This is a genomic window from Streptococcus sp. CF8_St5-11 (assembly GCF_024295625.1).
Taxonomy (GTDB): Bacteria; Bacillota; Bacilli; order Lactobacillales; family Streptococcaceae; genus Streptococcus.
Genome location: NZ_JANCOJ010000007.1, coordinates 1 through 14,365 on the forward strand (window position 1 = coordinate 1; position 14,365 = coordinate 14,365).

Here is a 14,365-nt window from a genome sequence, read left to right on the forward strand (position 1 = left end):
AGACTCTTGTTTCGTATTGCATGGTTTTAGAATAAAAGACAAGACTTTCGAAGTAATTGCGAGAGTCTTGTTTAGTTTTCGCTCTAATGCGTGTCCAATTAATTAGATTGTAATTCGCTCATGTACCAATTTAATGGATCGTTCTGTAACATGTTGTCTTCTCTCTTCATTCCTCATCTCAGAGAATTCTAATGATTTATGGTAAAATAAGGTCTATATATGTGAGGACAAAGAGATGATTAATCGAGTAACAGACAACAAATTTAAACTAGTATCCAAATACCAACCGTCTGGGGATCAACCGCAGGCCATTGAACAGTTGGTGGATAACATCGAAGGTGGCGAAAAGGCCCAAATCTTGATGGGGGCAACTGGTACGGGGAAGACCTATACCATGAGCCAGGTCATCGCCCAAGTCAATAAGCCGACCCTGGTCATTGCTCACAATAAAACGCTAGCGGGCCAGCTCTATGGGGAGTTTAAGGAATTTTTCCCTGAAAATGCGGTCGAGTATTTCGTCTCTTACTACGATTACTACCAGCCAGAAGCTTATGTGCCATCGAGCGATACCTATATCGAAAAAGATAGTTCGGTCAATGATGAGATTGACAAGCTTCGTCACTCAGCAACCTCCGCTCTTTTAGAACGAAATGACGTCATTGTAGTCGCGTCTGTTTCATGTATCTATGGGTTGGGTTCGCCTAAGGAATACTCGGATAGCGTAGTGAGCCTGCGTCCAGGTCTCGAGATTTCTCGTGATCGTTTGCTCAATGACCTGGTGGACATTCAGTTTGAGCGCAATGACATCGACTTTCAACGGGGGAAATTCCGTGTCCGTGGAGATGTGGTCGAGATTTTCCCAGCTTCGCGTGATGAGCATGCCTTTCGAGTCGAGTTTTTCGGGGATGAGATTGAGCGGATTCGTGAGATTGAAGCTTTGACTGGCCAGGTTCTAGGAGATGTGGACCACTTAGCGATCTTCCCAGCCACTCACTTCGTGACCAATGACGACCATATGGAAGTGGCGATTTCCAAGATTCAGGCGGAACTAGAGGAGCAGTTGAAGGTCTTTGAAAAGGAAGGCAAGCTCATAGAAGCTCAACGCTTGAAACAACGGACTGAGTATGATATTGAAATGTTGCGGGAAATGGGCTACACTAATGGGGTCGAAAACTACTCCCGTCATATGGACGGACGGAGTGAAGGAGAGCCACCTTACACCCTTCTTGACTTCTTCCCTGAAGATTTCCTCATCATGATCGATGAAAGTCACATGACCATGGGCCAAATCAAGGGCATGTACAATGGAGACCGCTCGCGCAAGGAGATGCTGGTCAACTATGGCTTCCGTTTGCCATCTGCCTTGGACAACCGGCCACTGCGTCGTGAAGAGTTTGAAAGCCATGTCCACCAGATTGTCTATGTGTCAGCGACACCAGGTGACTATGAGATGGAACAGACGGATACCGTGATCGAGCAGATTATTCGTCCAACTGGTCTTCTGGATCCAGAAGTGGAAGTACGCCCTACCATGGGACAAATGGACGATCTCTTGGGTGAGATCAATGCGCGTGTAGAACGTGGAGAGCGGACCTTTGTCACCACCTTGACCAAGAAGATGGCAGAAGACTTGACCGACTACTTTAAGGAAATGGGTGTTAAGGTCAAATACATGCACTCGGATATTAAGACCTTAGAGCGGACAGAAATCATCCGTGATTTGCGTCTGGGTGTTTTTGATGTCTTGGTCGGAATCAACCTGCTTCGCGAAGGGATTGACGTTCCTGAGGTAAGCTTGGTTGCCATTCTCGATGCGGACAAGGAAGGTTTCCTCCGTAATGAGCGAGGGCTCATTCAGACCATTGGCCGTGCAGCCCGTAATAGTGAGGGTCACGTGATCATGTATGCGGACACCGTGACCCAGTCTATGCAGAAAGCCATCGATGAAACGGCCCGCCGTCGTCAGATTCAGATGGCCTATAATGAAGAGCATGGCATTGTGCCACAAACCATTAAAAAGGAAATCCGTGATCTCATCTCTGTTACCAAGGCGGTGGCCAAAGAAGAGGACAAGGAAGTGGACATCACCAGTCTCAACCGCCAAGAGCGCAAAGAACTGGTCAAGAAACTGCAAGGCCAAATGCAAGAAGCCGTCGAAGTGCTTGATTTCGAGCTGGCAGCGCAAATCCGCGATATGATGTTAGAAGTCAAGGCTTTGGATTAGAAAGGATAAAGCGATTGAAGTTTATCATTAAAACAATGGAAACTCCTGAAGAGATAGAAGGAAAATCTCTCGTTCATTGGCAAACGTGGAGAGAGGCTTATGACGATCTTTTACCCGCGGATTTTCAGGAGACGATGACATTAGAAAAATGTCGATTCTTTAGTCAAAAATATCCAGAAAATACCTTGATTGCGATGGATGGAAAGAAGGTCGTTGGATTTATCAGCTATGGAAATTTTTGTGATGAAGCCATTCAAGCTGGTGAAATCATCGCCTTATATGTTTTAAAAGATTACTATGGAAAAGGTGTGAGTAAACAGTTAATGCATGCTGCATTTGCTGCTCTCGATCATTTCTCTGAGATTTATTTATGGGTATTGAAAGAGAATAAGCGAGCCATTGCTTTCTATCAAAAAATGGGTTTTACTTTTGATGGCCAAGAAAAAATACTTAAACTTGGAAAACCTGTTAAGGAATTGAGGATGATGTATTCTTCAAATAAAAATTCCTAAAGGACCTATCTATCAATCTTTGAACCATTATCAATTAATCAAGTAAAAAATAAAAGAGATAGAATGAACCAAAGAAATGAAGGAGAAGACGAATGAAGATTTTAGTCATCAATGGGCATCCGGATAAGGAAAGTTACTGTCAGGCTATTTTTCAAACCATCGTCGAAACGATTGATCCAAATCACCACGAGCTTAAAGTGATCAGTCTCAATGAAGAGGACTTTGACCCGGTCCTTCGCTACGGCTACCGAAAACGGATGGAGGAAGATTCCTTTATCCTTCGTTCTCAAGAATGGATCCAGTGGGCGGATCACCTGATCTTTGTCTATCCCATCTGGTGGAGTAGTATGCCGAGTCTTATGAAGGGCTGGATCGATAGGGTCTTTACACCGGGGATTGCCTACTCGGCCAATGATCAAGGAAGCTTTATCTGGAATTACCTCAGAGGCAAGCAATTTAAGAAGTTGCTTAAAGGCAAAACGGCTAGTATTTATGCAACCTCCATGGCGCCTACTTGGTGGTACAAGATTTTTTCAGGCCCTCTCAACATTCCTGATAGTTATGGCATTTCTGTTTTGAAAAATGCCGTCTTGAACCACTGTGGGATTAAAACCAAGCGCGTCTGCATCTTGGGAGAAGTCGGCCGGGATGTGAATACCGCTAGTATGCGGGAACAGCATCTCCGAAAGGTAGCAGCAGAAGTGAAAAAACTCTGATCAAAAGTTAGTTTGTTCTAATAAGTTCGTTTCTTTAGTTGTATTTTGAATAGGTTTTAGTTAAACTATTAATATAATTCATAAAACTTAGGAATGATTCAATATGCTACTTTTTATCTATATGATCTATGTCATTTATTCACTATCAAAAATGAAAAGAGAAGGAAAAAGAGTCTCAATTTTCACTAAGTTGATTGTTTACGGCTTATTGATCCTCTCTTTGTTTATGCTCTATTTCAGTTTTTTGTCATTTTTATTTAGCCCGTTGCCATTTTTTGGCTTTCTAGCTGCTCTTGCTATTGGCGGTATGATGCTGTCTCTTAAAATAATTATTGCCATTCTTTTACTTTTATTATCGCTCAGCCTATTCTTAGATAGTAAAAATAGTGACCCGGATACACCTCTAATTGATCATTGGCTACGGTTGGCAGTACATATTCTGTTGATCATTATTTAAGGGAAGAACTCCACTTTCAACCTTGAAAGCGGAGTTTTTTTGTCCTTAGAAATTAGTAACCCACCAGAAATGGAAGTGAAAATTCTCAAATGAGGGTATCCACTCAATGCACATTGACGAACCTCTGAATTAACTTTATAATATAGTTAGTTACAGCATTTCTAAATAAGGAGGCTTCTCTATGCTTAAGCGGTTAAATGGTTTTAAAAAGTTTTATTTATTCTCTCTAGTTTTTTTAGTCATTGAATTACTATTAGTTGTTTTTGGTCTATCCTTTATTCCGATGATCTGCAGTTTATGGTTTGACTCTCTGTTTTTCGTATTATTTTGCCATATTTGGACCAACTTTTATAAAAAGAGTGGAGCTGAATCAGTTCATGCTTTCTCATTCATTTTTAGTTTCATTTTTACTTTATTTTTTTGGGTTTTTCTACACCTGTCCTTTTCCGATACTGAAAATACTATGATCCCTCCAATCTATCATAGTGCGGAAATCCAAGGGAATTATGTTGAAATTCCCCATGGGGTGATCCCTATAAGAAGTCGTGATTACTATGAACTAGTCAATCCTTTTATTATGAAAATAAAAGCGAAATATAGTGATGAAGGGTACTAATCAGAAAGCTGTTTTTTCTTATTCATTATTTCAACTATCTCATTTGCATATACAGATTACGGTTAAGATTGTCATTAGGAACCAAGAGAATGTAGAAAGTATTTTTAAACTTTTGCTGTTTTTTCCCGTAAGAGATAGAAGTATTATGAAAAAAACAAAGCAATAGTATAAATGAGCTTCAATCATGTAAAAGTGACTAAATGTGTTTTTTGTATTATATCTCCTATTTTTTGTGATTTGGATTGGACAGATATATTTGCAAAGTTTAGGTTTATCGTTTACTCATTTTTTGTTGAACAAATGGTTTTCTTTACTATTTATCACTATATTTTTTCATCCATGGTTTTTTTTATAAAAAAGGTCATTTAAAGAAACTCATACCTTTCTCCATTTCCTAACTGTTATAGTTGGATTTGGTATTTTTATGGTTAGTTTCGCGATATTTCAGGTAGCCTCAACTGTTGAATTTTCAATCATGAACTATCGTTTGGAAGGTGATGTAATTTTTTTATACGAACAGCCTTTATTGCAATTCCCAGCTTACCATGAATTAATCAATTTCTTTGGCACGAAGAAAGAAATAGAGAAGAAAGTATATATTGATTAATTGTTAACATCATAGAAAGGAAATTTATGTCACGCGCAACATCTACTGTACTTACCAATCTTTGTTTGGTAGAAGATCCTAAGAATGGAAAAGTAGTCCTCCAATACCGCTCGCCGGAACGTTACAAGAAATGGTCTGGCTATGCCTTTCCTGGAGGCCATATCGAAGAAGGAGAAAGTATTGCTGAATCCGTCATTCGGGAAGTCTACGAAGAGACAGGATTGACAATTGCAGATCCAAAACTCGTCGCAGTCAAAGATTGGTCATTAGACGATGGAGGACGCTATATTGTCTTTTGCTACAAGGCAACAAGATTCTCGGGCCAGCTCAGATCATCTGAAGAAGGAGAAGTTTCTTGGGTTGAAAAAGACCAATTAGAAAAATTGGATTTATCCTATGACATGCTTCCTCTGCTGGAAGTGATGGAAGACCCAGATTTGTCCGAGTACTACTATCGCAAACGGACAGACGACGACTGGGAAAAATTAAGATTTTAAGGATTTATTCAAATGATAAATTGTGGGTTATTAGAATTTTTAATAATGACAAAGATAAATATTGTAAATAGCTGTTTCAAAGTAAGAATAATATTGTCTATAAGATTCAATTGTAAAAATTATTTAAGAACCAAACAACTTTTATAAGAAATATCAATAAATAAATATATATTATTGACATTATCTAAAATAATGATAAAATGCACCTGCGTAGAAATAGATCAGGAGGTGGGAAAATGACATTATTAGCAAGTCGATTTCGAAGTAGAAGATTAGAATTGAAGTTGTCTCAATCAGAATTAGCTGAGGGAATCTGTAAACAGGGACAAATAAGTCGAATAGAAAAAGGAAAGTATAATCCTGGATCTGATATTCTTTATAAATTAGCTCAGAAACTTAACGTACCTATGGAATATTTTTTTGATGAGAATATTTTAGCGGATAGTTCTACGCTTGGAAATTTTATAGATTTATCAAAAAAATTATTAAATCAAAGAGATTATTTCTCTCTAAAGTATTTATATAATCTAGAAAAAGAAAAAAAACATAAACTTCCGTTGTATGATCAATCATACCTTTCATGGATAGAATCAATTATTCTTTTTCATTGTGATAATAAAAAAACGGAGGCTATAAAGAAGTTAGAAACATTATTAAATAAAATGTCAGAATCAGATAGAGATTATTTTATGTTTCTAAACAGTCTTCTTAATTTCTATTCTTATATAGATTTAGAAAATGAAAAAATAAGTGGGGAAATGTATCAAAAAATCATAATCCCACTCGAAAAATCTAATATATCAATAATGGAGAATTTTGAATTATTAGTTAAAGTGCGTTATAATTACTGTCGATATTTATGGATAGATAATCAAATCAAAGAAGCAATTTCTGAAATTTTGAAAACAATCGATATTTGTAAAAAATTTAATCACTTTTATTTATTACCGGACTTATTCTGTTTATTAGGTAACGTAAGTGAAGGGTTTGCAAAAAAAGACGAAGTGAAAAAATATTTTAAATTATCTGAGACGTTGTATAGTTTATCTGGAAATGAGAAAATGGCACTAACTATAGAAAACTATATAAAAAATAACTTAATTTAATAATGTGGTTGCAATACAATTGTTTATGTATTTATCTACGGCCTCGCCTAAAGGCGAGGTTTTTTTAGATATAATTATCATGTGAAGAAATAACTATAGTATATAACTTTAAAAAATAACAAAAAAATAATATTAATTATTGACAATGAATGCTTAAAGTGATACAATTCACTTGTAAAATGAAAGGGGTTACAAGTGATGAAGAAGCTTTTTAGAAATATTTCAATTATGTTGAGTTTATTGTTATTTACTTTTGGTACTGTATATGTTTCTAATAAAGTAGAAGGTATAGATCCAGGAGTGATACATTCCAAAGACTTCTATGATAGGAATTTCAACAATTGAATTTTCATCTATATTAATGAGTAATAAGAATATAGATAATTTTGTATGATTGGAGCTGGTTATTATGTACAATATAAGATTTTAATTATTGCTAAGATTATAAGAAATTGAGGGAAATGCTATGAATAAGATTTCTAAACTGTTAACGATTATCATATTATCTGCAACTTTGTCGATCGCTTCAATTTCATATGCAGATAGAGTTATAGTACATGATGGTACTTGGGATTATGGTTATGGATGGAATTATGCATATTCTCATTATAAGCATGACCATAAAAATCATGGTGCAAAGGTTGTGAATGCAAATAATGGAATTAAAAATTTTAGAAATGCTGGCCCTGGTGTTTGGGCTAAAGCATCTATAGGGACTCTTTGGGATCCAGCAACATTTTACTATAATCCTTCCGGTTTTTACTCAAATTAACGATTTTATTTGTTCTACAATATGTATTTGGTATTCATAAGTTAGAATATCATGAATTTCATAGATAAGTAAGAGGAGGAGCACCCCTCCTCTTTTAAAAATTTTGTCGAATACATTAGGGTTGAGCTTTTTAAAAGCGAGGTACAGGATGTATAGTAAGTTTAAAAAAATTTTATTAATTATTTCCTTTCTTTTGATTTGTTTAATTGGATTGTTATTCATCAATACAAATGAAAACGAGATTTTTGCTGGTTTTAGAAATGTAATAGTTGTTGAAAAATCTCCTGTCGATTTTTCTGATAAAATTAATGAATTTGTAGCTAAAAACGATATTGTTCTAGCAAGAAGAATTGTTGCTCCTGTCGATGAGTCTAACAAACAAATACAAAATACATATGTTCCAATTGGAGCCAAAAATTTACCTAAAGAGCTAAAGCAGCAAACGGATAATGAATTAATAGAAAATAGTTCATACAATACAGTTTATGTTGTTGTGAGTGGTTCTATGAATGCGGAGCAAGTAGCTGAAGGATTATTGCAACTTAATGCCACTGTTAGAGTTTTGCCAACTAATTATGAGACTGCTCTATTTCGATTACTATTGAATACTCCACAATCAGTATTGATCGTAATTGGGATTTTAATTACCTATATCTCTTTAATACTAGCTCAACAAGTTTCTGGCATGAAAGAGGTTGGAATATTAAGAGTTTCTGGCAAAGGAAAGCATGCGATTGCTATAGAACAAACAAAAAACGATAGTATTTTTATCTTATGTTTATTGATATGTTCTATACTTGGTGTTGTTAGTACATTAATCATTTTAAGAAAATTTTCGATTCTAGCTCTGTTGATAATCTTAGTACCAGTGTTTGTTTGGGCCTTATTAATATTTATCGTTAATTTTTTTCTTTCACATTGTTTTTATTATATTCTTCAACACCAACCAATTATTTTATCAATTAAAGGAAAGGCTCCGCTAGGTTTCATCTTTGTTATGACGATCCTAATACAGCTATTTACTTTATTTTCTGTTATGTTCTGTGTTTATGGAATGATTTCAATAACTAGAGAAGTTGAATCGTTAGAGGTAGGAAAAAGTCATTGGCAAAGGAATGCTGAATATTATGAGATAACTTCTTTAGAAGATGGCGACAGTGTTTCACAAGATCAAAAAGAAAAATTTTTTAATGAGTTATCTGACAACACTACGATTATTTATAGAAACGACATGTTAGATAATATGTTGATTTCGAACAAAGATAATAAGAATTTCGAACCAACTTCAGATTATTCTTCAAATGTAATTTATGTTAATGCTAACTACGTTGCAGTAAATAAAATTAAGTTATCTGACTCAGCAAAATTATTTCTAAAAGATATGAAAACATATGATAAAATGATTTTAATTCCAAATCGTTATCAAAATATGTTTGAACAATTAAAGAATAAATGGGAATATTTTGAGAAAAGGGGATTTTCATCTAAGGAAACATTAGTCGAAGATACCCAACCAAATTCCAAAATTGCTAGTTTCATATACGAAGGTGGTGATTTGTTTACTTATCCAGTTTACTCTTTAATTGGGAGGCAATTTTCCAATGAAGCAATGGTCCATGATCCAATTATTGTTGTGGAAAAACCTAACTATGCTTTATTGCCAACCTCGTTCTTAATAGTTAACCATTCTGAAAAAGTAACTACGTTAATTCGAAAATATAACTTGACAGCTTCCTTCGGTTCACTTACTAGTGGATTATTATCTATTGAGAAAAGAATTGATATGATAGTAACAAGAAAATACTTTTTACTTGCTACGACTGTTTTAAGTATTACTACCTCATTTTTATTGTTCATTTTGATGAATAGTATTTATTTTTATCAAGAAAGGAGGACACATTTTATAGAACGTTTGGCTGGGAAAAACCAATTACGTATTCATAGAGTTTATCTTGGATTGCTTATTACGTGCTTTACTCTAATTGGTATTTGTACAATTGTTTTAAGATTTTCATTTTTACTAATATTAGTACCGTTTGTATACTTATTATTGTTGCTTATCATATTTGCATTTCAATTAATTAAAGAGAAAAAAGTAAATATTTTATTTCTAAAAGGAGCTTAATATGATCGAATTAAGAAATATAAATAAAGGATTCGATGACCGTATTGTTCTAGAGAATTTAAATTATAATTTTTATGAAGGGAATTCTTATGCTCTGATAGGTGCGTCTGGTGCTGGAAAAACCACATTACTAAATATTATTGGTAAATTAGAAGAAGTTGATTCTGGAGATATAATTGTAAATGATATTAATCTAAATAATATTAAAGAAAAAGATTATTTCAAAAATTATCTTAGTTATTTGTTTCAAAATTTTGGTCTTATCGAAAATAAGTCGATTCAAGAAAACTTAATGTTGGCTTTTATTGGAGAAAAAATAAGCAAGTTGGAAATGCAAAAGAAAATGAATGAAGCTTTAAAAAGAGTTCATCTTGATGTAAATCTAAATCGTAAAATATATACTCTTTCAGGAGGAGAAGCTCAACGTGTAGCTCTAGCTAAAACAATTTTAAAAGATTCACCAATTATATTAGCAGATGAACCAACTGCATCTGTAGATCAAAAAAATAGTGAAGAAATAATAGAATTAATATTGAGCTTAAAGAAAGAAAATAAAATTATAATTATAGCTACTCACTCTCCTGACATCTATAACCAAGTTGATCATATTTTAGAAATAAAAGGTGAACAAAAATGAAATTTAATTATACAAATATATTGCTACAGTTAATCATCTTTATAAATTCTTCTTTTATCATATTGACACAAATGAACAATGTTAGACAGCCTGTTAAAATATTGATTCAATTCATTTGTTTATTGAGTTTTTTATCTACTGTAATTAACTTCTATAATTATTTAAAAGTAGATAAAGATTAACATGATTGAAAATTAAGATTTTAAACAAAGAGCTAGAAATATCTAGTTCTTTTTTCTCTTCAAAGATTAAATGTGCCTAAAGCATTGAGAATGTTCCATTCGTGCTTGAATCTGCTTAGAAAAAGTACTATAGTATAAGCATAAAATACAATTGTAATCTTTCATACTGTGAATAGAAAGAAGGCAAGATATGAAATTACAATTTAGAATTCTAATAGGAATTTGCTTCTTGATCGGTGCCTTAGTCTTTGCCTTTCAAAAGGAATGGTTATACGCTTTGCTGTTGCTTTTAGTTGGGGCTTCTTACCTTTATAAAGGAGTGCGTCGATGAAGAGTGAGTGTTTAAACATCAGGGGGCTAAACGTTTGGTATAAAAAAGACAAGCCCGTTATAAAAGACACGAATTTGCTTGTACCCAATCATTCTGTAGTGGGGTTGATTGGTCGAAATGGAGCTGGGAAGACAACCTTGCTAAAAGCTTTAAGTAGTGTTTTTGATCATCGGCAGTATGCAGTTGAGACTGTTACCATTGAAGACAAGGTGACATATTTTCATACGAATTTCTATAAGAGCCGTACCTATACAGTTTTTACTGAAAACAATAGTTTTTTAAACTGGGATTTTGTTCACTATTTTAATTTTGTCTGTCGTTTGTATCATCGAAAGAGAGATGATACGTTATTGCAGGACCTGATCTCAGGTTTTCATTTTGAAGAATTTCTCAACACCGATATCGGTAGTTTGTCAACGGGAAATAAAAAGAAAGTCTTCCTGATCACAGCTTTTTATCTCAAACCTTCCCTCCTTATTTTGGACGAACCATTTGATGGCCTTGATTTTGATGCGACAGAATTTCTATATGGTTTGCTATTGCAGTATAAAGAAGAAGGCGCTATTCTGATGAGTTCGCATATCGCAGAGAGTATCGTTCGAGTCTGTGATACAGCTTATACTATTGAAGATGGTCACCTAGACGCGATCGAATCGAATCTAGAAGATTGGTTTCATGACGTCAATCGTCAGAGGGGGTAGAGCATGCTACTAGCTATTTTTAGAGATTTGGTATCCAAAAATCGGCTCTTCTTGTTCTTGACTTCCTTAGCTTTTGCTCTTTATTACCATGTTGTTGGGGGCAAATTTTCTACGAGCTTTCAAGTCTTATTGATCAGTACGGCTATTGTCACTGCTCTATCAACCTTTCAATTGTTGTATTCCTACTTTTCGATGGACAGGGTCCAGGCCTATTACCAGCTTCCTTTGTCTCTCAATCGTTTCAAAGGTTCTTTTCTGACGGTAACCTTTCTTCTCAATTTGTTAGAGCGCGTGCTGTTATTGATCCTCTTTTTGGGAGTCAGGTTAGACCTGCTACAATCCTTTAAGCTCGTCCTCCTTTCTTTACTGGTGGTATTGAGTGTGTTTTATGTCTTTATCCAGTTCAATACCAGGCCTAGTTTTCTAGGAGGAGTACTCATTTCTGTAACGACTGTTCTCACAGTATCTTCTTTATGGGTCCAACAAGTGTCCTATATGATCTTACTTTCAGCCTTCATTGCTGTCTTTATTTTTAAAAATGAGGACTTGATCGCGATTTCAAAAAATGATCAGTTGCTCGTCGCAAAGAGAAGAAGTGGCAATTATTTTTGGCTTTCCTTGTTTCAAGAGCGCTATTTTTCCATCAATTTTGTCTTTACCCTCATCTTCCTCCTTCTCATTCTGATACAGGATTATGATGCTCCTTTAAAAATCATCATTCTTTTAACGATGGCTTCTGTCAATACGCCATTAACCACCCTCATTTCCGCGGATAAAGATTTGATCGATCATGTTAAGTCTCTTCCTAAGAGTCGGTTTTTTTACTTGATGTATTACCGTGTATTGTTGACTTATTTCCTATCTGTGAATCTATTTGTTGCTCTTTTATTAAAAATGGTAGTCATGCCTGACTTGGGGATTCTATTTTTACTAGGAGTCATGATTCTAGCAGTAGTGGAAGCTTTTTTGCACTTACTGATTGAAATCTATTTCCCTTTAAGAAAATGGAATTTAAAGAGGGAATGTTGGAAGCACCCACGAAAATACATTGTTCCTAGTATCGTCTTCTTACTTAGTTGGAGTCTCCTTTTCTGTTTCTAAGGAATTGCTCCTTCGCTTGTATCTATACCTTAATTGTAGTATGATAGAGGAGTTGAAAAGATGCTAGAAAAGGTGGCAAGTATATGAAAGATTTTCACTTTGATGCAATTGCTGCATTTGAAAATTACGAAATCGAAAAGATGAGAGATGGCCATGTAGTGGTGTCAACCAAGGTCGTTGAATCATCTCTCAATTATTATGGAAATGCGCATGGAGGCTATCTCTTTACCCTGTGTGACCAGATCAGTGGTTTGGTCGTGATTTCTCAGGGGGTCGATGGGGTGACCTTGCAATCCTCAATCAATTACTTGAAAGCAGGGCGTCTGGGTGATGTCCTGACCATCCATGGCGAATGTGTCCACAGTGGACGGACGACTCGAGTTGTGGATGTTGATATTACCAATCAAGATGGGGCCAATGTCTGCAAGGCAACCTTTACGATGTTTGTTACGGGAGTGAGAGATGAATCCGCACAAGTACGCATTTAAAAACTATATTTTTGATTTTTATGGAACCTTGGTCGATATCGAAACCGATGAGTCGAGTCCCATTTTATGGGATACCATGGCTCAGATCTACCAATCCTATGGGGCAAGCTATACAGGAGAAGGTCTTCGCCTACGTTATAGAGAGTTGGTGCAACAAGCCGAAGAAGACTTGGCTAAGGAAAAACAAGTTGCCTACCCAGAGATTGATCTAACGGTCATCTTTGTGCAATTGTATTTAGAAAGTCATCCAAGTGGAAATAGTGTTTCCCACCTCAAAGAGTGGGGACGTTTGATTGCGCGGACTTTCCGTGTCCTTTCTCGCAAGCGTTTGGAGCTTTATCCTCATACGAAAGAAGTATTAGAGGATATGAAAGCTGCAGGTTGCCGAATCTTTCTCTTATCCAATGCCCAATCAGATTTTACCAATCCGGAGATTGATTTGGTTGGTTTGAGAGAGCTTTTCCATGACATTTACTTGTCATCTGATGCAGGTATTCGCAAACCTCAGCCAGAGTTTCTCTTGGAAGTGATGAAAGAACACCAGTTGAACCCTGAGAAAACGGTCATGGTGGGGAATGACTTTACGACAGATGTCGCTGTTGCCCAAAGTATTGGGATAGAGAGTATCTTGATCAATACCTTCCCATACTCTGAAGCTGAACTGCGCGAGAAGAATCAAGCAGGCGTGCGCGTGATTCGAGATATTCAAGAATTGCAGGAAGATTGAAAATATCATCCATGTAGGGAGGCCAAGTCGCCTCCTTTTTTCTTGAAAATGCTACAGTCGAGCAGGATTTGTCAAATTTTCGCTTTCATGGTATACTATGAAAGTTAATTTGAATAAGGAGATAAAAATGAATAACTTACCAAACTGTCCAAAATGTAATTCGGAATATGTTTATGAAGATGGAGCGCTCTTAGTGTGCCCAGAGTGTGCCTATGAATGGAACCCAGCTGAGGTCGAAGAAGAAGAAGGTGTCGTAGCGATTGATGCCAACGGAAACAAATTGGCTGATGGCGATACGGTGACCCTGATCAAAGATTTAAAAGTGAAGGGTGCACCAAAGGATTTGAAACAAGGAACGCGCGTGAAAAACATCCGTATCGTGGAAGGAGACCACAACATCGATTGTAAGATTGATGGCTTTGGTGCAATGAAACTCAAATCAGAATTTGTGAAGAAGATCTAAAGAAAAGAAGAAATAGTTCTATATAAAGTATACAAATTAATAGAGTTGTTTAAGTTTATAAGGAACTTTCCGCTGTGAGGAAAGTACTTGAAACAATATTGTT

15 protein-coding genes are annotated in these 14,365 nt (G+C 35.6%); all 15 read left to right on the top strand.

Annotation, left to right across the window (positions count from 1 at the left end; translation table 11 throughout):
• Positions 1-235 precede the first annotated feature (235 nt).
• The 15 genes from uvrB (at position 236) to NMM13_RS09710 (ending at position 14,262) form a co-directional block, all read left to right on the top strand.
• Positions 236-2,224, top strand: coding sequence for an excinuclease ABC subunit UvrB (gene uvrB / locus NMM13_RS09640; protein ID WP_254728265.1), 1,989 nt, complete (start codon positions 236-238; stop codon positions 2,222-2,224).
• A gap of 14 nt (positions 2,225-2,238) precedes the next feature.
• Positions 2,239-2,736: a GNAT family N-acetyltransferase gene (locus NMM13_RS09645; protein ID WP_254728263.1), complete on the top strand. Its 498-nt coding sequence runs from the start codon at positions 2,239-2,241 to the stop codon at positions 2,734-2,736.
• Between the two features lie 92 nt (positions 2,737-2,828).
• Complete coding sequence (locus tag NMM13_RS09650) at positions 2,829-3,452, top strand: NAD(P)H-dependent oxidoreductase (protein WP_254728262.1); 624 nt, start codon at positions 2,829-2,831, stop codon at positions 3,450-3,452.
• 103 nt (positions 3,453-3,555) lie between these two features.
• The gene (locus tag NMM13_RS09655; RefSeq protein WP_254728260.1) at positions 3,556-3,909 is read left to right on the top strand and encodes a diacylglyceryl transferase; all 354 of its coding nucleotides are present in this window, start codon (positions 3,556-3,558) and stop codon (positions 3,907-3,909) included.
• A 181-nt stretch (positions 3,910-4,090) separates the two neighbouring features.
• Positions 4,091-4,525: a hypothetical protein gene (locus tag NMM13_RS09660; protein WP_254728258.1), complete on the top strand. Its 435-nt coding sequence runs from the start codon at positions 4,091-4,093 to the stop codon at positions 4,523-4,525.
• 633 nt (positions 4,526-5,158) lie between these two features.
• A complete protein-coding gene (locus NMM13_RS09665; RefSeq protein ID WP_254728256.1) occupies positions 5,159-5,629 on the top strand; it encodes an 8-oxo-dGTP diphosphatase in 471 nt (156 codons plus the stop codon).
• A gap of 236 nt (positions 5,630-5,865) precedes the next feature.
• Positions 5,866-6,735 carry a helix-turn-helix domain-containing protein gene (locus NMM13_RS09670; protein ID WP_049473010.1) on the top strand — a complete coding sequence of 290 codons (870 nt, stop codon included), beginning with the start codon at positions 5,866-5,868 and terminating at the stop codon, positions 6,733-6,735.
• A 466-nt stretch (positions 6,736-7,201) separates the two neighbouring features.
• A complete protein-coding gene (locus tag NMM13_RS09675; protein WP_061455220.1) occupies positions 7,202-7,507 on the top strand; it encodes a lactococcin 972 family bacteriocin in 306 nt (101 codons plus the stop codon).
• A 148-nt stretch (positions 7,508-7,655) separates the two neighbouring features.
• Positions 7,656-9,632 (top strand): DUF1430 domain-containing protein, encoded by a 1,977-nt coding sequence (locus NMM13_RS09680; protein WP_254728254.1) that lies wholly within the window; start codon positions 7,656-7,658, stop codon positions 9,630-9,632.
• Between the two features lies 1 nt (position 9,633).
• On the top strand, positions 9,634-10,269 hold the full coding sequence (locus tag NMM13_RS09685) for a putative bacteriocin export ABC transporter (RefSeq protein ID WP_254728252.1): 636 nt from the start codon (positions 9,634-9,636) through the stop codon (positions 10,267-10,269).
• A 509-nt stretch (positions 10,270-10,778) separates the two neighbouring features.
• Positions 10,779-11,483: an ABC transporter ATP-binding protein gene (locus NMM13_RS09690; protein ID WP_254728250.1), complete on the top strand. Its 705-nt coding sequence runs from the start codon at positions 10,779-10,781 to the stop codon at positions 11,481-11,483.
• A 3-nt stretch (positions 11,484-11,486) separates the two neighbouring features.
• On the top strand, positions 11,487-12,584 hold the full coding sequence (locus tag NMM13_RS09695; RefSeq protein ID WP_254728248.1) for a hypothetical protein: 1,098 nt from the start codon (positions 11,487-11,489) through the stop codon (positions 12,582-12,584).
• A gap of 83 nt (positions 12,585-12,667) precedes the next feature.
• A complete protein-coding gene (locus NMM13_RS09700) occupies positions 12,668-13,072 on the top strand; it encodes a PaaI family thioesterase (RefSeq protein ID WP_254728246.1) in 405 nt (134 codons plus the stop codon).
• Positions 13,047-13,799 carry an HAD family hydrolase gene (locus NMM13_RS09705; protein WP_254728244.1) on the top strand — a complete coding sequence of 251 codons (753 nt, stop codon included), beginning with the start codon at positions 13,047-13,049 and terminating at the stop codon, positions 13,797-13,799. The genes NMM13_RS09700 and NMM13_RS09705 overlap by 26 nt, the downstream gene beginning before the upstream one ends.
• A gap of 127 nt (positions 13,800-13,926) precedes the next feature.
• Entirely contained in the window at positions 13,927-14,262 is a 336-nt protein-coding gene (locus NMM13_RS09710; protein ID WP_003016288.1) for a zinc ribbon domain-containing protein YjdM, read from the top strand.
• The last annotated feature ends 103 nt before the right edge of the window (positions 14,263-14,365 follow it).

What these genes read in the sequence shown, in the direction of transcription:
- NMM13_RS09700 (WP_254728246.1), top strand. Translation starts at nt 12,668, where the DNA reads ATGAAAGATTTTCACTTTGATGCAATTGCTGCATTTGAAAATTACGAA.
- uvrB (WP_254728265.1), top strand. Translation starts at nt 236, where the DNA reads ATGATTAATCGAGTAACAGACAACAAATTTAAACTAGTATCCAAATAC.
- NMM13_RS09650 (WP_254728262.1), top strand. Translation starts at nt 2,829, where the DNA reads ATGAAGATTTTAGTCATCAATGGGCATCCGGATAAGGAAAGTTACTGT.
- NMM13_RS09685 (WP_254728252.1), top strand. Translation starts at nt 9,634, where the DNA reads ATGATCGAATTAAGAAATATAAATAAAGGATTCGATGACCGTATTGTT.
- NMM13_RS09675 (WP_061455220.1), top strand. Translation starts at nt 7,202, where the DNA reads ATGAATAAGATTTCTAAACTGTTAACGATTATCATATTATCTGCAACT.
- NMM13_RS09665 (WP_254728256.1), top strand. Translation starts at nt 5,159, where the DNA reads ATGTCACGCGCAACATCTACTGTACTTACCAATCTTTGTTTGGTAGAA.
- NMM13_RS09680 (WP_254728254.1), top strand. Translation starts at nt 7,656, where the DNA reads ATGTATAGTAAGTTTAAAAAAATTTTATTAATTATTTCCTTTCTTTTG.
- NMM13_RS09690 (WP_254728250.1), top strand. Translation starts at nt 10,779, where the DNA reads ATGAAGAGTGAGTGTTTAAACATCAGGGGGCTAAACGTTTGGTATAAA.
- NMM13_RS09670 (WP_049473010.1), top strand. Translation starts at nt 5,866, where the DNA reads ATGACATTATTAGCAAGTCGATTTCGAAGTAGAAGATTAGAATTGAAG.
- NMM13_RS09705 (WP_254728244.1), top strand. Translation starts at nt 13,047, where the DNA reads ATGAATCCGCACAAGTACGCATTTAAAAACTATATTTTTGATTTTTAT.
- NMM13_RS09695 (WP_254728248.1), top strand. Translation starts at nt 11,487, where the DNA reads ATGCTACTAGCTATTTTTAGAGATTTGGTATCCAAAAATCGGCTCTTC.
- NMM13_RS09660 (WP_254728258.1), top strand. Translation starts at nt 4,091, where the DNA reads ATGCTTAAGCGGTTAAATGGTTTTAAAAAGTTTTATTTATTCTCTCTA.
- NMM13_RS09710 (WP_003016288.1), top strand. Translation starts at nt 13,927, where the DNA reads ATGAATAACTTACCAAACTGTCCAAAATGTAATTCGGAATATGTTTAT.
- NMM13_RS09655 (WP_254728260.1), top strand. Translation starts at nt 3,556, where the DNA reads ATGCTACTTTTTATCTATATGATCTATGTCATTTATTCACTATCAAAA.